Below are 17,748 nucleotides of genomic sequence, written 5' to 3'. Positions count from 1 at the left end.
GACTTTGTGCAGGAATCCGCGATCACCGTCGCGATCGGTCCGGACCCGAACGCTCCGCGACTGCTCGAGAAGGCGGTGGTCGGCGCGGGTGCCCGGGTCGGTCCACTCGCCGACGCCGACGCTCTGATCTGGACCGGGACGCCCGTTGATTTCCCGGCCGAATTGCCTGCGTCGGTGCGCTGGGTGCAGTTGCCCGCCGCGGGGATCGAGGACTTCTTCGATGCGGGCGTGTTCGCCGCCCACCCCGGCCCGACGTTCACCTCCGCGGCGGGCGCCTTCGCGCACAGCGTCGCCGAGCACGCGCTGATGCTGCTGCTGGCGGGCGTGCGGTATCTGCCCGAGCAGTTGCGCGCGACCTCGTGGCGGCAGCGCGAGTTCTTCCCGCACGTGGGGTCGTTGCGCGGCAAGACCGTGACGATCGTCGGCGCGGGCGGTATCGGCCGCGCGCTGATACCGATGCTCGCCCCGCTCGGTGCGCACGTGATCGCGGTGAACCGGTCGGGCAACCGCGTCACCGGACCCGGAATCGGCGCCGACGTGGAGACGGTGCCCGCCGATCAGCTCGGACGGGTCTGGTCGCACACCGACCACGTGGTCGTCGCGGCCCCGGCGACCCCGCAGACCCGTCATCTGATCGGTGCCGACGAGCTGGCCAGGCTCAAGCCCTCGTCGTGGGTGGTGAATGTGGCGCGCGGCAGCCTGATCGACACCGACGCGCTGGTCGACGCACTGCGGCGCGGCATCATCGGCGGTGCCGGACTCGATGTCACCGACCCGGAACCGCTGCCCGACGGGCATCCGCTGTGGGACCTGCCGAACGCGATCATCACCCCGCACGATTCCAATCCGCCACAACTGCGTCTGGCCGCTTTCGCCGACCATGTCGGCGCCAACGTCGCCCGGTTCGTGGCGGGCGACCCCTTGCGCGCGATCGTGGATCCGCAGCGCGGTTACTGATCGATCCGGCCGCTGCCGACCCAGGCCGCGATGCGGCTGCGGCTGGTGAAGCCGAGTTTGGTGAGAATGTGCTGCACATGGTTCTGCGCGGTGCGTTCGGACAGGACGAGCGCGGCAGCGATCTCCCGGTTCGTGAGGCCACGTGCCACGAGACGAGCGACCTCGCGTTCGCGCGGAGTCAGTGTCGTGCCACTGTTTTCGCGCACCACGACCATCCGCAACCGCTCGATCCACGGCGTCATCCCGAACGATTCGGCCACCGGCAACGCACCCTCGGCCACGGCGACGGCTTCGGCGGTGGCGCCCCGGGCAAGCAGGAGTTCGGCCAGTTCGCAGTCGGCTTCGACGGCGAATCCGGGGGCGCCGATCGTGCGTGCGGTCCGCGCCGCCGCGCGCAGATCCTTCTCGGCGGCATCCGGATCGTCCAGCGCGGCAGCGAATTTCCCCAGCCACAACTCGACGGGTCCCAGATAGTGCGCATTGCCACCACCACCGGTGACGTGGCCGTTGCGGTAGCGGCTCAGCCGCCCACGGAAGTAGGCCACGTCGTCGACGATGCCGAGGCCGGCCGCGACCGCACCACCGATGGCGAGTACATCGAGCGCGAAATACGGTGGGACCACCCAGGTTCCGGGACGGCCGAGGCCACGGTAGAGGGACTCGGCCGCGGCGGTCATGCCGCTGTCGACCATCGGGAACGCGGTGCCGAGCGCGGCGAACAGCAGATTGCGCACCTCGCCGCGCACCGGTGCCCGCGGCACTGTCAGTGCCTCCGGCGGATGGCCTCGGTGGTGCCCGACCACGACCAGCAGTGACCGGTAGGCGCCGAACGCGGCGGGATGGCCGAGCGCCGAGGCCAGCTCGTGCGCCCGCCGCGCCCGGTCGAGAGCGTCGTCGAACTCGCCGCGCGCCTGCGCCAGCGCGGCCTCCGCGACCAGCCGGTGCCACCGCGCCATCGGACCGCCGGTGTGCTCGGTACACCAGGACAGGCACGACAATTCCCTGGTGATCGCGCCGAGGTCACCCTGTTCCCACGACGCATCGATGCGCCACAACCTGCCCCACATCTCCATGGCCGGGTCGCGCGCGTGCTCGCCCGCGGCGATCATTCTGGTGGCGAGTTCGCGATGTTCCTCGCGATGGTCGGGTCCGCTGCAGGCGAGCTGACGGGCCCGCAACGCGGCGGCAAGGACGGCCGGATCGGCACTGCGCTCGGCCACCGCGAGCGCGACCCGGCTCGACGCGTCGACACCCTGGGAGCGGCCCAGGTAGATCGCGGTTTCGGTGGACCGGGCCAGCAACCGGGCTCGCAGCGAAATGGGCAGGTCGGCGGCGGCGAGCGCTTCGGCGCACGCGTCGGCGATATCGCGGTCCCAGCCGCGCTCCCCGATCGGTTCGAGCACCAAGGCCGCCTCGGCCTGCAGGACCGGTTCCCCTGCTTTGCGGGCCAGTGCCTCGGCGGCGGCGCAATCGGCCCGGGCGGCGACCAGGCGACCCGCGCGGACCTGTGCGGCGGCCCGCTCCAGCAGCAACCTGCCACGCTCAAGCGGTTCCAGCTCGGCGGCATGGGTCACCGCCAGGCCGTAGAAGCGCACGGCGTCCTCGAAAGCCAGCTCCCGAAACGCCACCTGCGCGGCGCGGCGCGCCCAGCGCACGGCGGGTTCATGTGATCCGGTCACCGCCGCGTTCGCCCAGTGCCAGGCCACAGCGGCCGAATTCGCCTCCACCGCATCGGGATACAACGCCTCGATGGCCAGAGCCGCCCGCTGATGCAGCACCACGCGCTGGTGCAGCGACAGATCGTCGAGCAGGGCGGCCCGCACCAGCGCGTGCGCGAACCGCATGGTGCCCGGGTCGTCTTCGGGCGCCAGCAGGCCCGCGTCGACCGCTTCGTCCACCGCGGCCAGGCAGTCGGCCGCCGAGCGCTCGACCAGCCGTGCGGCGACCGCGATCGAGAACCGCTCACCCAGAATCGAGGCCGCCCGCAACAGCTCCACCGCCCGGGCCGACCGCGGCACCATCCGCGCGCGCACCACCTCGCGCAGACTGGTCGGCAGGTGCAGCGCGTCGTCGGTGGTACCGCGCATCGACCGGCCGAGTTCACGCAGGTAGAAGGGGTTTCCACCGGTCATGTCGAACGCACGGTCCGCCAGTTCGGCCGGCAGCGCACGTCCGGCTTCGAGCTGCAGGCAGCGCGCGGAGTCCGCGGGCGAGAGCCCACGCACGGGCAGTGAGGCGGTGACCGGTTCACGCAGGAGTTCGGGCTTGATCGCGGTCCAGCCGCCGTCCTCGGCACCGGTGCGCTCGGTGGCGCACACCATGACCCGGCGATCCCGCAGCCCGCGCACGACATAGAGCAGGGCCTGCAGCGAGGGCTCGTCGGCCCAATGGATGTCGTCGATCACCAGCAGCGTGCCGGGTGCCGCGCCGTCGTCCAAGTTCGCCGCGAACGCCTCGAACAGCGCGACCCGGTCGCCGTCGGGCGCGGCGATCCCCGGACCGAGCGCTTGGCGCCACAACCAGAACGGCGGCGGATCGGGCAGCTCGAGCGCCCGCGCCCAGAGCGTGCGCACCCCGCGCTCCCGTGCGCGCGCCGCCAGCTCGGCGACCAGCCTGGTCTTGCCGACCCCGGCCTCGCCGGTACAGATCACCTGCTGCGGAACCGCGTGGACCGCATCGTCGAGCCGGGCCAGCAGGTCCGCCAGCTCCCACTCGCGCCCGATCAGCTCGGTGATCACACCTCACCTCCGAGTAGACGAGCCTACTCGCAGGTGAGGGGCTTGCAGAAGGGTCAGGAAGCGGTGCGATCGGTGAGCCCACCGACCTTAACCACATACTCGTCGGCCGTATCGTCGAAGCTGATCGAATAGGTGGTCGGATACCGCGCGGTGCGCTGGTAGGCCTGCGGCTGCGGAATGTCGCCGGTGAACGACGGCTTGGTGAGCAGCCATTCCAGGGTGAACATCGGCTCGGTGAAGATGTACTGGCCGTCCCAGGAGCCGTTGATCAGGGTTTGCGTGAATTGGCCCGGTGCGATCGGATTGCTCATATCCAGCCAGTGCACACCCATCGCGGGGACCGCCTGCATCTCGATCGGGTCGGGCGCCGTCACGTAACCGGCCGGCATGTACTTCGCGTCCGGGTTCACCGCCGCTTTCGCCAGGAACTGCGGATCCTGCGGGCTGATCGCCGTCACCGCCGCGGCGTCGATGAAATAGAAGTGGGCGTCGAAGTGCGGCTTGTCGAACATGCCTGCCGGTGGATGGCCGTGCGGCACCCAGTCGAAGGTGAGGTGGTCGACCACCGCGCCCGCCGCTTCCTTCGGCAGCGCCAACGGTCTACCGGCGGGCGGTGGGCCCTCAGGCGCGCCGGCGGGCATCGGCAGCCCCTCCAGCGCCGCCTCCTGGATTCGCAGGCCGATCTCGGTCGGCTTGCCCGATTCGTCGGTGGTCACGTAGGTGCGGATCTGCCCGTTGCCGAGGGCGAGTTCGTCGCCGTAGTAGGTCGTCGCGTCGCTGTCGTCACCGCAGGCCGCGCCGAAGGCGAGCACGAGAACGGCGGCCAGTGCCGTGGTGATGCCGCGAGTACGCATGGTCCTCACCCCGGTTCCGTTAGTCGGACGGCTGCCTCGAACACGTAGGTCATAGCTCCTCCAGTCAACGGATCTGTCCTGACGGTAGGAGTCACAGCGGCAACAGACGTCCGCCGAAATACTCATCCGGGTACTCATTGCGCCGGAGTTTCCATTCGGGCGGATGAACGGTGCGCCGGAATCGGACACTGCGGTTAGGCTGAGCTCGTCCTGGTTCGGTAAGGATGGGATCGGCAATGGGATGGACCTTCACCGCGGACGAGTTCGCGCACGTCTGGCGGGAGACCGGTCGCGACCGGGTGCCGTTTCCGCTGCGGCTGCTCGAAACGCCGCGCACCCAGGACGAAGCGCGCCGATTACGTTCGACGCTCGACCAGCGACTCACGCCCGGCACCGATCCCGACCTCACCGCGTGCCTGCGGATCGTCGCCGAACCGCACGCCAGGATCGTGCTCGTCGGCGGCGGGCACACGCCGGGCAGCGAGATCCGGTTATTGGCCTGCGCTGTCTACGATCACGCGGTTCTGGTGGTGCAGGAACCCGGCACCCGGCCCGATTACGGTGGGCAGGTGCGGGTTTCGATCGGCCACAGTGCCGGAATCGGTGCGCGCGTCACCGCCTGCCTGCCCGACACACCACCCGGCCGTGAACCCGCGCGTGAGGCGGCGGCCGACGCGGTGCGCGACGAGGAGACCGTGATCGCGGCCCATCCCGCGGTTCCCCGGATCCAGCGTTTGCTGCGCCGCCCGCACACCGCCGAGGGTCATATCCGCATCGAAACCGGACTCGACCGTGAAACCCCTTCCCCGCCGCTGCATTACAGCTGGATCGACGTCGCGGGCGACGGGCGTTACCTGCTGCGCGTGGGGGAAACGGTGCACGTGGTTCCCGCTTCGACCGGTCAGCTCGCCGCGCAACTGCAACGCCGGGTGGCACCGGCGCACAGTTCGCACAATCGTAGGTCCGGCTAGCCTGGACACCGACGCTTGATCTGGAGGGGAGACGCGATGACGATCGAGAGCAGCCGAGCCGAGATCTCCCGGTTCCGCAGCGCCGCCGCGGCGGGGACGGTGAAATTCGATCCCGAGGCCGCGCGCCGGTGTGCCGATCTCTACGCACAGCAGGCCGACCGGCTCGCCGAGTTACGCCACGACCTCGAAAACGCCGCCGAGGCAGGCGGATTCGGTGGTTTCGTCTCCGCACAGCAATTACAGGCCGGCTTCGCCCACAAGGCGCGCGACGCCGCCGATCTGCTCGATCGCTACATCGAAGCGGCCTACCGGATGCGTGAGGCGTTCCTGCTCAGCGCAGGCCTCTACGACGAAGCCGACGCCGCCGCGGCCGCCGCGCTGCGCGCCATCGATACGCGGGTGCACTGATGAGTACTGATCCCACCTACATCAGTGCGATGGAACATTTCGAATCCATGCCGCACGAGCAGATCTATGCCCGCACCCAGCAGATCGACGCGGGCGAGATCCTCGGCGCCTCGATGGCCTGGCTGGAAACCGCCGCCGCCCTCGTCACCCTTCCCGTCGCCAAGGCCAACGCCGACCAGGTGATGGAGGAGGCGGGATGGGAAGGCGCGGCCGCCGAAGCCGCCGCCGCGAGCACCCGCAGCTTCGCCGCCGCCATCGACGAATTGGCCGCCGTGATGGCGGAAGTCGGCACCCGCCTCGGTGGGGTGGCTGCGGCCGCCGAGGCGGTGAAACTGGCGGTGGTCGCCCCCGGCGACTCCGGTCCGATCGGCACCATCGCCCGTCTGCTGGCTGCCGCGGATGTCATCGACGCGCAGATGGCGGCCGAGGCGTTGCGCCAGGAAGCGCTCCTGGCCATGAACATGATCTACAAGCCCGCCTACTCCCTGGCCGGAACCGGCGTCCCCGCCCTTCCCATCCCCGCTGCGGATTCCCCTGTCCCACTGGACAACCCGCCCCGCACCAACGGCGCTCCCCCTGCCGAGGCCACCCCGCAGAACCCCGAAACCCCGGCACCCGCCAACCCGAACAACTCCGCCCCCACCACCGAAAACCCCGCGCCCCCGGCACCTTCCACCGAACCACCAGCGCCGACCGAAAACCAGGCGCCGCCTGGCGAGCCCACACCGTCGAGCCCCAACCCCGCTACCCCCAGCGAAAGCCCCGCTCCGACCACCGAACTCCCGGCACCGCCCGGCGAAAGCCCCGCTCCGACCACCGAACTTCCGGCACCGCCCAGCGAAAGCCCTACGCCGACGAGCGAGCCACCGGTCCCGCCGAGCGAAAGCCCCTCCCCCACCACAGAACTCCCGGCACCGCCCAGCGAGAGCCCCGCCCCGACGAGCGAACTCCCGGCACCGCCGAGCGAAAGTCCTTCCCCCACCGCGGAACTCCCGGCACCGCCCAGCGAAAGCCCCGCCCCAACGAGCGAGCTCCCGGCGCCGCCCGGCGAGAATCCCGTCCCGTCCAGCGAGCCGCCGGCACCTCCGACGAATCCTGCTCCGCCACAGGCGGAAAACCCGGCACCGCCGAGCGAAGCACCCGCGCCGCCGAGCCAGAACCCTGCACCGCCGAGCGAGCCCCCGTCACCGCCCACTCAGCAGGACTCCAACCCGACCGGCCCGGACACCAACACTCCTCCGGTCGCACCCGCACCACCCCAGAACGGCCCCGACATGTCCGACCCCGGTGGCCAACCCGGCGTAACAGGCCCCGTCCCCGGCGCCGAACCACCCCAATCCACCCCACCGCCGCAACCCCCGGGCGGCCTGGACCAGCCGGGTGTCATCCCGCCGCAACGATAAAGTCGGCGCATCCGGCCGGGAATGCACCCGGTCCCGTCCCGCCGACCTAGCCCAACGGGATGCCCTCCCAGCGATTCAGGCATCGACTCGATAGGTCGACGCCTGCAGGACAGGCCGTACTGCTTCAGGACTGGCCGAGGACGATAACGAGCAGACCGAACTCAGCGAGGACGAGCGGCCGGGGCTGACATCGGAACTGCACCCTAGGCGTCTCGGTCGGTGCAGTCAGACCGATCAGCGTGGGTGCTGCGGTCCGCCGGGTGGTCAGCCGACGAGATCAGCGCCGGTCACACTGCCAGCGTGGTGCGCGACCAACACGGCGCGCAACCGATGTGGTCAGCGTGGGTGCGCGGCGGCGGGGTCTGTCCAACGCCGCTCAGGAGGTCGCCGCCGGCCATCGGGGCCGGGTTTCCGCCTGTCGTCGACGGCACGTTCGCCGCATGCGCCGGAGGTCGTCGGCGTGTATGCCGAAGTCGATCAGCGTTCACGCCGATGGAAGACGACGTGCCAATCCGGAGGCATGGTGACCCTCGTCGGCGGATCCAAGCGTTCGATACGCTCGTCCACCCGGTGATCCGGAAAGTCCGCGATGACTTCGGCGGCTACACAGCTGGTCGAATCGCGATCGTCGTCGGTGATCGCTCCCTCGACGACGAACCTGATGGAGATCACGCCGTCTTCCGCCTTGCAGAACACCGCCCTGACCGCAGCCGAACCTCGTGCCACAGAGCGCGATTCACCGAGAGAACCACATCGCCGCGGCTCAGCTCCGACTGCTTGCCGGTCGAGGCCGGGACGCTCACACCTTGACCAGGTCATCCGCGTGGATGACCGGGCGCTGCATGGTTTCGGGGAGGTCGGTGGTCGAGCGGCCGAGCATGGTGGACAGTTCGGTGCTGTCGTATTCGACGACGCCTCGGGCGATGACCTCGTCGGTGGGGCTGACGAGGTCGACCACGTCGCCGCCGAAGAAGCGACCGCGCAGGCCGGTGATGCCCGCGGCGAGCAGGGAGCGGCGTTCGGCGACGGCGGCGACGGCGCCGTCGTCGAGCAGGACGGCGCCGCGGGTGTCGGCGGCGTGGCGGACCCAGAACTTGCGACCGGAGAGGCGGACAGGGCGGGCGGCGAAGGCGGTGCCGACGGTACCCGAGGAGAGGGCGGTCGCGGCTTCGGCGGCCGAGGCGAGCAGGACGGGGATGCCCGCGTCGGCGGCGAGGCGGGCGGCCGACAGTTTGGAGGCCATGCCGCCGGTGCCGAGCGCACCACCGCTGCCCGCGATGACGCCGTCGAGGTCGGCACTGCCGCGCACCTCGGGAATGAAATTGGCGGGCCCCTTGCGCGGGTCGCCGTCGTAGAGGCCGGCCACATCGGAGAGCAGGATCAGGGCGTCGGCGCCGACGAGGTGGGCGACGAGGGCGGCGAGGCGGTCGTTGTCACCGAAACGGATCTCCTCGGTGGCGACGGTGTCGTTCTCGTTGACCACCGCGACCGCACCGAGGGAACGCAACCGGTCGAGGGTGCGCTGCGCGTTGCGATGGTGCTCCCGGCGGGCGAAATCGTCCGCGGAGAGCAATATCTGGCCGACGGTGCGACCGTAGCGGGCGAACGAGGTTCCCCAGGCGTGTGCCAGGGCGAGCTGGCCGACACTGGCCGCGGCCTGTTTGGTCGCCAGGTCTTTGGGCCGCTTCGACAGGCCCAACGGTGCGAGCCCGGCGCCGATGGCACCCGAGGACACGACGACCACATCGGACCCGGCGCGCATCCGCGCTTCGACGGCATCGGCGAGCAGATCGAGCCGACCGGTGTCGAGACCGCCTTCGAGGCTGGTGAGAGCCGACGAACCGATCTTCACCACCACGGTGCGCGCCGACACGATCGCGGCCCGCCCCTGACTCAGCTCCGAACCCACCTGCATCGCCCAACTCCCTGCACGAATCGTCGTCGACGGGCTCGCAGGAGCCCTACCGCAGTATGCCGACCGACTCGTCGCGCCCGACAGCGAATTTCGCCGGGCGCGACACCACCGTCAACTCTTCCGTTCACCGTTCTCGTCGAGCAGACCACGCCGCGCCTGCGAGGCGAGCTTGCGCTCGGCCGCGCCGACCCGCTCGTTGTTCTCGAGCCGCAGGTCGGTGCCGCGTCCGGTCGGCTGCATGTCGACACCGGCCGAGATCTGCGGCTCCCACTCGAAGGTCACCTCGCCGATGGTCACCGGGCAGCCGGGTTCGGCACCCTGCTTCACCAGCTCCGCCTCGACACCGAGACGAGCCAACCGGTCGGCCAGGTAGCCCACGGCCTCGTCGTTGTTGAAATCGGTCTGGCGGATCCAGCGTTCCGGCCGGGTACCGCGCACGATGAAACCGCCGGGTTCCTGCGGATCGGCGATCACGCTGAAACCGGATTCGTCGGTCGCGATCGGGCGGATGATCGGACGCTTGGGCGCCGCCTTGGGGTGGTCTTCGCGGTACTGGCGGACCATGTCGGCCAGCGCGAAGGTCAGCGGGCGCAGACCGGCGCGGCTCACGGCCGAGATCTCGAAGACCGGCCAGCCGCGGGCGGTGAACTCGGGCGTCACCATCTCTGCGAGCTCTTTGCCGTCGGGGACGTCGGTCTTGTTCAGGATGACCACGCGCGGGCGATCGGCCAGATCGCCCAGGCTCTCGTCACCGGAGAGCGCGGGCTTGTACGCGGCGAGTTCCGCCTCGAGCGCGTCGACATCGGAGACGGGGTCGCGACCGGGTTCGAGGGTCGCACAGTCGACGACGTGGGCGAGCACCGCGCACCGTTCCAGGTGGCGCAGGAAGTCGAGTCCGAGGCCGCGCCCCTGGCTGGCGCCGGGGATCAGGCCCGGCACGTCGGCGACGGTGAAGGTGGTGTCGCCGGACTGCACCACGCCGAGGTTCGGCACGAGCGTCGTGAACGGATAGTCGGCGATCTTCGGCTTCGCGGCCGAGAGCACCGAGACCAGCGACGACTTACCGGCCGAGGGGAACCCGACCAGACCGACGTCGGCGACCGACTTCAGCTCGAGGACGAGATCGGTTTCCTCGCCCTCCTCACCGAGCAGCGCGAAACCGGGCGCCTTGCGCGCCTTGGACGCCAGCGAGGCGTTGCCGAGCCCACCACGACCACCACGGGCGATGATGAACCGGTTGCCGACGCCGACGAGGTCGACCACGACCTTGCCGTCGCTGTCCACAACGACGGTGCCGTCGGGCACCTGCAGCACCAGGTCGGTGCCCTGCTTGCCGTCGCGGTTGCCACCCTCGCCCGGCTTGCCGTTGCCCGCCTTGGCGTGGGGATGGAAGTGGAAATCGAGCAGGGTGTGCACGTTGGCGTCGACCTCGAGGATCACATCGCCACCGTTGCCGCCGTTGCCCCCGTCGGGACCGCCGAGCGGCTTGAACTTCTCACGGTGCACCGAGGCACAACCGTGTCCACCTCTACCGGCACGAACATGCAGCACGACGCGGTCGATGAATTTGGACATGGGTTGATCCTCCTCCTTCTGACTTGTCGTTTTCGGTAAGGTGTCCGGTTTTGTAGTGAAAGTCTACGAACACGACAGAGCGGGTCAGGGAAACCCTGACCCGCTCTGGTGTCCGTGGGGAGCTGACGCTCCAGGCGGTCAGGCCTGGACCGGCTCCGGGACAACGATGTTGACGGTCTTGCGGCCACGCTTGGTGCCGAACTCGACCGCGCCCGCCGCGAGGGCGAACAGGGTGTCGTCGCCACCACGGCCGACGTTCACGCCGGGGTGGAAGTGGGTTCCGCGCTGACGGACGAGGATCTCGCCCGCGCTGACCTTCTGGCCGCCGAAGCGCTTCACGCCGAGGCGCTGGGCGTTCGAATCACGACCGTTCCGGGAGCTGGATGCACCCTTCTTATGTGCCATTGCTTCGTCTCCTCGGGAATTCTTACTTGATGCCGGTGACCTTGATGACCGTCAGCGGCTGACGGTGACCCTGGCGCTTGTGGTAGCCGGTCTTGTTCTTGAACTTGTGAATCCGGATCTTCGGACCCTTGGTCTGATCGACGACCTCGGCGGCCACGGAGATCTTGGCCAGCTTGTCGGCATCGGTGGTCAGATCGGCGCCGTCGACGACGAGAACCGGGGTCAGGGCCACGGCGTCGCCGGGCTTGCCCTCGATCTTCTCGACCTTCACCAGGTCACCGACCGCGACCTTGTACTGCTTTCCGCCGGTCTTGACGATTGCGTACGCTGCCATCGGTCGGCTTCCTCCACTCACGTTGGTCCTGCACATGTCCACGCCGCAGCTGCGACGCGTATTCCTGGGCTCATCCCCGCACGTGCGGGGGAAGAACGTTAGCTGCCTGCCTGCGGTATCACCCGGCCGTCCGGCCGGATGCCCAATCGCTGGGCAGCGACCGACCTAGGTTACCAGAACGGTATGCCGTCCCCCAATTCGGCCGGTCAGGGCCGAATCGGGGGACGTCACCTCAGTTCGATTCCGGCGCAGGCGCGCCCGCCGGACGGGCCACCGCACGCCTGCGCGGCTTGCGCTGCGGGACGACGACGGGTTCGGCGTCGAAGTCCACGACAGCTGCCGCGGGCGGCTGCTCGTTCGCCGAGACGACGAACACCGCGCCCGCGCTGTCGGCGGCCGGAGCCGCCGTCGAACGGGCTACACGACGCCTACGCGGCGCCCGGGCGGCCGGTTCCTCGGCCACCGGTGCGGGTTCCTCGGCGACGGGAGCGGCGGGCTCCTCGACGGGTTCCTGGGCGAGCGAAGACGATTCGACGGGTTCGACCGTCGGCGCCTCGTCGGCCGGGGCAGGCGTGACGACGACCTCCTCGACCACCTCGTCCTCTGCCGGGACGACCCCGGTCAGCGCGGGGCTGTCGATCGCGGTCTCGGTCTGCGCGGCGCGGTTGGACCGCCGCGACCGGGACCGGGAGCGCGAGCGGGTCGGCTCGGGCGCCTGCTGCTCGGTCTCGACCTCGGCCGGCACTGTCTCGCCGTCCTCGTCGCCGTGGTGGGCGGCCATCGCCAGCGCGACCGGGTGGGCCCGCTTGACGGCGATGTCCTCCTCGTCGGGCTCGGCGACCGGCGCGGTGCCGTTGGTGGCCGGAGCCGCCGCCTGGGCGGGCTTGGCGTCGCGGTCCTTGTCCTTGCCGCGACGACGCCGCGAACCACTCTCCTTGCCGCGCGGTTCCTCGATGCCCGACCCGGAATCGACCGGGTAGGAGTGCACGAGGATGCCGCGGCCGTGGCAGTGCTCACAGGTGGTGGAGAACGCCTCGACCAGGCCGGTGCCCAGCTTCTTGCGCGTCATCTGGACCAGGCCCAGCGAGGTGACTTCCGACACCTGGTGGCGGGTGCGGTCGCGGCCGAGCGCCTCGGTGAGGCGGCGCAGCACCAGATCGCGGTTGGACTCGAGCACCATGTCGATGAAGTCGACGACGATCATGCCGCCGATGTCGCGCAGCCGCATCTGGCGCACGATCTCCTCGGCCGCTTCCAGGTTGTTCTTGGTGACGGTCTCCTCGAGGTTCGAGGACCCGGAACCGGTGAACTTGCCGGTATTGACGTCGACGACGGTCATCGCCTCGGTGCGGTCGATCACCAGGGTGCCGCCCGAGGGCAGCCACACCTTGCGGTCGAGCGCCTTGGCCAGCTGCTCGTCGATGCGGTAGGCGTCGAACACGTCGACACCGTTGTTCTCGTGCCGGTTCACCCGCGGCAGCAGGTCGGGGGCGACGGTTCGCACGTAGTTCTCGACGGTGCTCCACGCGCGCTCGCCCTCGATGACCAGCTTGGCGAAGTCCTCGTTGAACAGGTCGCGGATGACCTTCACCAGCATGTCCGGCTCTTCGTAGAGAGCCTTGGGCACGTCTTTGGCCGCGTTCTTCGAGGCCTCTTCGATGGTGCGCCAGGTGGCCTGCAACCGTTCCACGTCGCGCGCGAGCTCGGGCTCGCTCACGCCTTCGGAGGCGGTGCGGATGATGACGCCCGCGTCGGCGGGCACGATCTCGCGCAGGATCTCCTTGAGCCGCTTGCGCTCGGTGTCGGGCAGCTTGCGGCTGATCCCGGTGGAGGTGCCACCCGGCACGTACACCAGGAAGCGACCGGCGAGCGAGATCTGGGTGGTCAGACGCGCGCCTTTGTGGCCGACCGGGTCCTTGGAGACCTGGACCAGCACGGTGTCGCCCGGCTTGAGCGCCTGCTCGATCTTGCGTTCCTTGCCGCCCAGACCGGCGGCCTCCCAGTTCACCTCACCGGCGTAGAGCACACCGTTGCGGCCGCGGCCGATGTCGATGAACGCGGCCTCCATGCTCGGCAGCACGTTCTGCACCTTGCCCAGGTACACGTTGCCGACCATCGATGCCTGACCGGAGCTGGTCACGAAGTGCTCGACGAGGATGTTGTCCTCGAGCACCGCGACCTGCGTGGTGGTCTGGTGGCCCGGTGCGTGTTCGGCCGGGTCGAACGCCTTCTCGCGCACGACCATCACCCGGTCGACGGCCTCGCGACGGGCGAGGAACTCCGACTCGGTGAGGATCGGCGGACGGCGGCGGCCCGCGTCGCGGCCGTCGCGGCGGCGCTGACGCTTGGCTTCCAGGCGGGTGGAACCGGAGATGCCCTGCACCTCGTCGGAGGCACCGGCCCGGCTGCGGCTCTTGTTGCGCGGCTCGCGCTCGTGCACGACCGTGTTCGGCGGGTCGTCCTCGGCGGCGGCGTCGGTCTCGGCGGACTCCCCGCCGACCTTGCGACGACGACGGCGCCGACGGCGGCGGCTCGCGCCCTCGGGCTGGTTGTCGTCGTCTTCGTCGGTGTCGTCGGACTGCTCGGCCTCGGCCGGGGCGGGCTGCTCGGCGGCCGGCTCGTCCTCGGTGTCGTGGTCGTCGGAGTCGTTGTCCTCGCCGTCGGCGGACTGCTCGCCACGGCCGCGACCGCGACCACGGCGCCCACGACGACGGCGGCGCGGCTGCCCGTCGGCGTCGTTGTCGCTGTCGGAGTCGGTATCGGTGTCACCGGACTGGTCGGTGGCCTCGGTCTCGTCGAGCGCCTCGGGCTCCTCGACGGGCTCTTCCACCTTCTTGGGCGCGCGTTCGGCGCGACGGCGCTTGCGCGCCTCTTCGGCGGCGCTCGCGTCGGGCGGCAGGAACAGCGGCATGCCGACCGAGGGCGCCTCGAAGGCCACCGGTTCGGGAGCCGGTTCCTCGGTCGCCCGGTGCGTGAACAGCCCGGTGTGGGCGTCGTCGGCCATCGGGGCGAACACCTCGTCGGGGCGCGCGACCTCGGGCGCGGAGAACAAGGTGGTGGTCGGGTCGGCCGGCTGCTCGGCGACGGGTGCGGTGGCTTTCTTCCTACCCCTGGTGGTCGGGGCGGGTGCCGGGGGTTCGCCGGTTTCGGCGTCGGCGGCGGCGATCGCGTCGCGTACGGTCTCGGCGACCGCTCGGTCGACATTGGATTGCACGCTGCGCGCCTCGGCGCCCAGCTCGGCCAATTTGGCCAGGATGCGCTTGCTGGTCACTCCCAGTCGTTTGGCCAGTGCATGAACTCGAATTCGCTCCGGCAATTGATCGGCATCCTGTTGTGTTGTGTCCAGCGGCTCTTGTTCGGCCACGAAGTCTCCTCGGGCCCCCGGGCGCGTCCATCCCCGGTACGGGAGTGACGCGGCCGGCGCGGGGGCATCGTCCGTGCACCTCGTACCCGATGGTACGAGGGTCATCTGGTCTCGCCCCGCGTATCCGGTCGCGCCTGGAATCGATCATCTGGCGGGCCAACCGGTCACGCGGCGCCTGGCTGTACGGCGTGACGCCGCGCGCTGAGGCGCTCATCCAGCGTGCCCGGCAACCCCAGCAACAGGGTTGTCCATGGCAGCGATGATCGGCATCCAACTGCGGTGTCATCCGGTCATGTCCGTCGCCGCTGCCGCGTACCTGCGCGTCAGGCTGTCACCGACCGCCCTGGTGGGGCTTCGATGACATCGGTATCGAACACATCCGTCTTCAGTATCCCATATGGTTCGCGCGGTGATCGCCATCGGCGCAACTCGCGCGCGGAACCGTCACTCGAGCCCGTCGCGCCCGAACCGGACGCGACGAGCGAGGACAGCACGGTCAAGCAGGGAATTCGGGGAACCAGAGCGCGATCTCACGCTTGGCGGACTCGGGCGAGTCGGAGCCGTGAACGAGGTTGTACTGGGTCTCGAGACCGAAGTCGCCGCGGATGGTTCCGGGGACGGCCTTCTCGACCGGGTCGGTGCCACCGGCGAGCTGACGGAACGCGGCGATCGCGCGCGGGCCCTCGAGCACGGCAGCGACGACCGGGCCGGAGGTGATGAATTCGATCAGCGAACCGAAGAACGGCCGCTCGGCGTGTTCGGCGTAGTGCTCGCCCGCCAGTTCGGCGGACACGTTCTTCAGCTCCAGCGCCTTGATGGTGAGGCCCTTGCGCTCGATGCGCGCCAGGACCTCGCCGACGAGGCCACGGGAGACACCGTCCGGCTTGATGAGTACCAACGTCTGCTCAGTCACGCGCTAACCCTAGCGTCGGGTAGGCGTCTACGCCGAACGACCCCGTTCAGGACTGGGTCCGCCGCATCCGCTGGCTCGGCAACAACCCGGCGTCCATGCGTCGTTGCACGTCGGCGCGCAGCAGCAGGATGAATGCCCACACGGCCGCGAACACCAGCCCGATGATCCCGATCGACAGGTGGATGAACGTTCCCGCCAGTACCAGGACCTGCAGCCCGAGGTTGAACGGGATGGCCCACGGCTTCCGCTGCAATCCGGCGCCGAGGATCATCAGCAGCGCCAGGACCACCAGATAGGTGCCCGAGAACCAGGTCACCCCGCCGCCGACCGAACCGACGACCGGCAACGCCAGCAACACCACGATCGCCTCGAGGATCAGCGTCCCGGCCATCACCCCTCGGAAACCCTTCCAGGGATCGGTAGCGGGTGGGGGTACCTCACTCATGCTCGATCCGTTCGGCGTGCTCGCGTCGTTTTCCGGCTGACCACTCACGCCGGCCCCTTCCCGAACAGGGCGCGGGCGGCGCCGGCGGTGACCACCGATCCGGTGACGATCACGCCCGCACCCGAGATCACATCGCCGTCGTCGCCTGCCTGTTCGGCCAGGGCGATCGCCGATTCCAGGGCGTCGGGCAGGGTGTCGGCGGTGATCACGCGTTCGTCGCCGAAGCGCTGGACGGCCAGGTCGGCGAGGGTGTCGACGTCCATGGCGCGCGGTGACCCGTTGCTGGTGACGACGATCTCGTCGAACACCGGTTCCAGGGCGTCGAGGATGCCCGCCGCGTCCTTGTCGCCGAGGACGGCGACCACACCGACCAGCTTGCGGAAGTCGAATTCGCCGGTGAGCGTGTTCGCCAGCGCCTGCGCGCCCGCCGGGTTGTGGGCGGCGTCGACGAAGATGGTCGGCGCGTTGCGCATCCGTTCCATCCGGCCGGGACTGGTGACGGCCGCGAATCCGGCGCGCACGGCCTCGATGTCGAGCTGACGCTCGGCACCCGCCCCGAAGAACGCCTCGACGGCGGCCAGCGCGAGGGCGGCATTGCGGGCCTGGTGTTCGCCGTGCAACGGCAGGAAGATCTCGTCGTAGACGCCGCCGAGCCCCTGCAGGGTCAGCAGCTGGCCCCCGATCGCGACGGCCCGTTCCAGCAGCCGGAACTCCGCGCCTTCGCGCGCGACCGCCGCGTCGGCCTCCACGGCCCGGCGCAGCAGCACGTCCATCACCTCGGGGGCCTGTTCGGCGATCACCGCGACGGTGTCGACCGGAACCAGAGCTTCCTTGGCGCGCTTGATGATTCCCGCTTTTTCCTTGGCGATCGACTCGAGGTCGGGGCCGAGGTACTCGGTGTGGTCCAGGCCGATCGGGGTGATGACGGCGACCTGGCCGTCGATCACGTTGGTGGCGTCCCAGGCACCGCCCATGCCGGTCTCGACGACGGCCACGTCGACGGGTGCCTCGGCGAACGCGGCGTAGGCCATGCCGGTGAGCACCTCGAACTTGCTCATCGCCGGGCCGCCCGACTCGGCGGAGCGCTGGTCGATCATGTCGATATACGGCGCGAGCTCGTGGTAGGTCTCCACGTACCGGGCGGGGCTGATCGGCGCGTTGTCGATGCTGATCCGCTCGGTCGCCAGCTGCAGGTGCGGGCTGGTGATCCGGCCGGTGCGCCGGTGCAGGGCGGTGAGCAGCGCGTCGATCATCCTGGTCACCGAGGTCTTGCCGTTGGTGCCCGCGATGTGGATGGCCGGGTAGTTGTGCTGCGGGTTGCCGAGCAGATCCATCAGCGTGCTGATGCGCGTGAGCGACGGCTCGATCTTGGTTTCGGGCCAGCGTTTGTCGAGTTCGGCCTCCACCAACGCCATTTCGGCCAGCTCGACCGGCGACGGACCGGTGCCGAGCTGGGCCGGGCGGTA

Annotated in this window: 15 protein-coding genes; 4 read left to right on the top strand and 11 right to left on the bottom strand. The window is 69.8% G+C overall.

All coding sequences use genetic code 11. From position 1 onward, the window contains the following. Nucleotides 1–6: 6 nt before the first annotated feature. Entirely contained in the window at nt 7–957 is a 951-nt protein-coding gene (locus AB0I19_RS17575; RefSeq protein ID WP_357149893.1) for a D-isomer specific 2-hydroxyacid dehydrogenase family protein, read from the top strand. Here the strand turns inward: AB0I19_RS17575 and AB0I19_RS17570 are convergent. Continuing rightward, nucleotides 951–3,695, bottom strand: a complete 2,745-nt coding sequence (locus AB0I19_RS17570) for an AAA family ATPase (RefSeq protein ID WP_357149890.1) — start codon at nt 3,693–3,695, stop codon at nt 951–953. The two genes, AB0I19_RS17575 and AB0I19_RS17570, sit on opposite strands and share 7 nt — an antisense overlap. 53 nt (nt 3,696–3,748) lie before the next feature. After that, nucleotides 3,749–4,549, bottom strand: coding sequence for a DUF5602 domain-containing protein (locus tag AB0I19_RS17565; protein ID WP_357149887.1), 801 nt, complete (start codon nt 4,547–4,549; stop codon nt 3,749–3,751). A gap of 236 nt (nt 4,550–4,785) precedes the next feature. Here AB0I19_RS17565 and AB0I19_RS17560 point away from each other — a divergent pair, with 236 nt between their 5' ends. The 3 genes from AB0I19_RS17560 to AB0I19_RS17550 are packed head-to-tail and all read left to right on the top strand — an operon-like array spanning nt 4,786 to nt 7,331. Next, nucleotides 4,786–5,520: an ESX secretion-associated protein EspG gene (locus AB0I19_RS17560; protein ID WP_357149885.1), complete on the top strand. Its 735-nt coding sequence runs from the start codon at nt 4,786–4,788 to the stop codon at nt 5,518–5,520. Between the two features lie 36 nt (nt 5,521–5,556). Beyond that, entirely contained in the window at nt 5,557–5,928 is a 372-nt protein-coding gene (locus AB0I19_RS17555; RefSeq protein WP_067486241.1) for a hypothetical protein, read from the top strand. After that, nucleotides 5,928–7,331: a hypothetical protein gene (locus AB0I19_RS17550; protein ID WP_357149883.1), complete on the top strand. Its 1,404-nt coding sequence runs from the start codon at nt 5,928–5,930 to the stop codon at nt 7,329–7,331. The genes AB0I19_RS17555 and AB0I19_RS17550 overlap by 1 nt, the downstream gene beginning before the upstream one ends. A 477-nt stretch (nt 7,332–7,808) precedes the next feature. Here the strand turns inward: AB0I19_RS17550 and AB0I19_RS17545 are convergent, their stop codons facing one another. The 9 genes from AB0I19_RS17545 to AB0I19_RS17505 form a co-directional block, all read right to left on the bottom strand. Continuing rightward, on the bottom strand, nt 7,809–8,003 hold the full coding sequence (locus tag AB0I19_RS17545; protein WP_357149880.1) for a hypothetical protein: 195 nt from the start codon (nt 8,001–8,003) through the stop codon (nt 7,809–7,811). A gap of 127 nt (nt 8,004–8,130) precedes the next feature. Beyond that, nucleotides 8,131–9,246 (bottom strand): glutamate 5-kinase, encoded by a 1,116-nt coding sequence (proB, locus tag AB0I19_RS17540; RefSeq protein WP_133734017.1) that lies wholly within the window; start codon nt 9,244–9,246, stop codon nt 8,131–8,133. 111 nt (nt 9,247–9,357) lie between these two features. Next, nucleotides 9,358–10,821 carry a GTPase ObgE gene (gene obgE / locus AB0I19_RS17535; RefSeq protein ID WP_357149877.1) on the bottom strand — a complete coding sequence of 488 codons (1,464 nt, stop codon included), beginning with the start codon at nt 10,819–10,821 and terminating at the stop codon, nt 9,358–9,360. A 138-nt stretch (nt 10,822–10,959) separates the two neighbouring features. Next, the gene (gene rpmA, locus AB0I19_RS17530; protein ID WP_067486232.1) at nt 10,960–11,226 is read right to left on the bottom strand and encodes a 50S ribosomal protein L27; all 267 of its coding nucleotides are present in this window, start codon (nt 11,224–11,226) and stop codon (nt 10,960–10,962) included. Between the two features lie 22 nt (nt 11,227–11,248). Continuing rightward, nucleotides 11,249–11,560, bottom strand: coding sequence for a 50S ribosomal protein L21 (rplU, locus tag AB0I19_RS17525; protein ID WP_067486230.1), 312 nt, complete (start codon nt 11,558–11,560; stop codon nt 11,249–11,251). A gap of 232 nt (nt 11,561–11,792) precedes the next feature. Continuing rightward, a complete protein-coding gene (locus tag AB0I19_RS17520; RefSeq protein WP_357149874.1) occupies nt 11,793–14,924 on the bottom strand; it encodes a translation initiation factor IF-2 N-terminal domain-containing protein in 3,132 nt (1,043 codons plus the stop codon). Nucleotides 14,925–15,420: 496 nt separating this feature from the next. Then, nucleotides 15,421–15,837, bottom strand: coding sequence for a nucleoside-diphosphate kinase (ndk, locus tag AB0I19_RS17515; RefSeq protein WP_067486226.1), 417 nt, complete (start codon nt 15,835–15,837; stop codon nt 15,421–15,423). Between the two features lie 46 nt (nt 15,838–15,883). After that, the gene (locus tag AB0I19_RS17510; RefSeq protein ID WP_067642365.1) at nt 15,884–16,282 is read right to left on the bottom strand and encodes a DUF4233 domain-containing protein; all 399 of its coding nucleotides are present in this window, start codon (nt 16,280–16,282) and stop codon (nt 15,884–15,886) included. A gap of 44 nt (nt 16,283–16,326) precedes the next feature. Next, entirely contained in the window at nt 16,327–17,697 is a 1,371-nt protein-coding gene (locus AB0I19_RS17505) for a folylpolyglutamate synthase/dihydrofolate synthase family protein (RefSeq protein ID WP_357150159.1), read from the bottom strand. Between the last annotated feature and the right edge of the window lie 51 nt (nt 17,698–17,748).

Source organism: Nocardia sp. NPDC050413 (assembly GCF_040655475.1).
Lineage (GTDB): Bacteria > Actinomycetota > Actinomycetes > Mycobacteriales > Mycobacteriaceae > Nocardia > Nocardia coubleae.
This window is presented reverse-complemented; position numbering and strand designations above follow the sequence as displayed.

Excerpts from the sequence above, each read along its gene's own strand:
- AB0I19_RS17565 (WP_357149887.1), bottom strand. The coding sequence starts at position 4,549 with ATGCGTACTCGCGGCATCACCACGGCACTGGCCGCCGTTCTCGTGCTC.
- AB0I19_RS17560 (WP_357149885.1), top strand. The coding sequence starts at position 4,786 with ATGGGATGGACCTTCACCGCGGACGAGTTCGCGCACGTCTGGCGGGAG.
- AB0I19_RS17555 (WP_067486241.1), top strand. The coding sequence starts at position 5,557 with ATGACGATCGAGAGCAGCCGAGCCGAGATCTCCCGGTTCCGCAGCGCC.
- AB0I19_RS17550 (WP_357149883.1), top strand. The coding sequence starts at position 5,928 with ATGAGTACTGATCCCACCTACATCAGTGCGATGGAACATTTCGAATCC.
- proB (WP_133734017.1), bottom strand. The coding sequence starts at position 9,246 with ATGCAGGTGGGTTCGGAGCTGAGTCAGGGGCGGGCCGCGATCGTGTCG.
- obgE (WP_357149877.1), bottom strand. The coding sequence starts at position 10,821 with ATGTCCAAATTCATCGACCGCGTCGTGCTGCATGTTCGTGCCGGTAGA.
- rpmA (WP_067486232.1), bottom strand. The coding sequence starts at position 11,226 with ATGGCACATAAGAAGGGTGCATCCAGCTCCCGGAACGGTCGTGATTCG.
- rplU (WP_067486230.1), bottom strand. The coding sequence starts at position 11,560 with ATGGCAGCGTACGCAATCGTCAAGACCGGCGGAAAGCAGTACAAGGTC.
- AB0I19_RS17510 (WP_067642365.1), bottom strand. The coding sequence starts at position 16,282 with ATGAGTGAGGTACCCCCACCCGCTACCGATCCCTGGAAGGGTTTCCGA.
- AB0I19_RS17505 (WP_357150159.1), bottom strand. The coding sequence starts at position 17,697 with ATGGCGTTGGTGGAGGCCGAACTCGACAAACGCTGGCCCGAAACCAAG.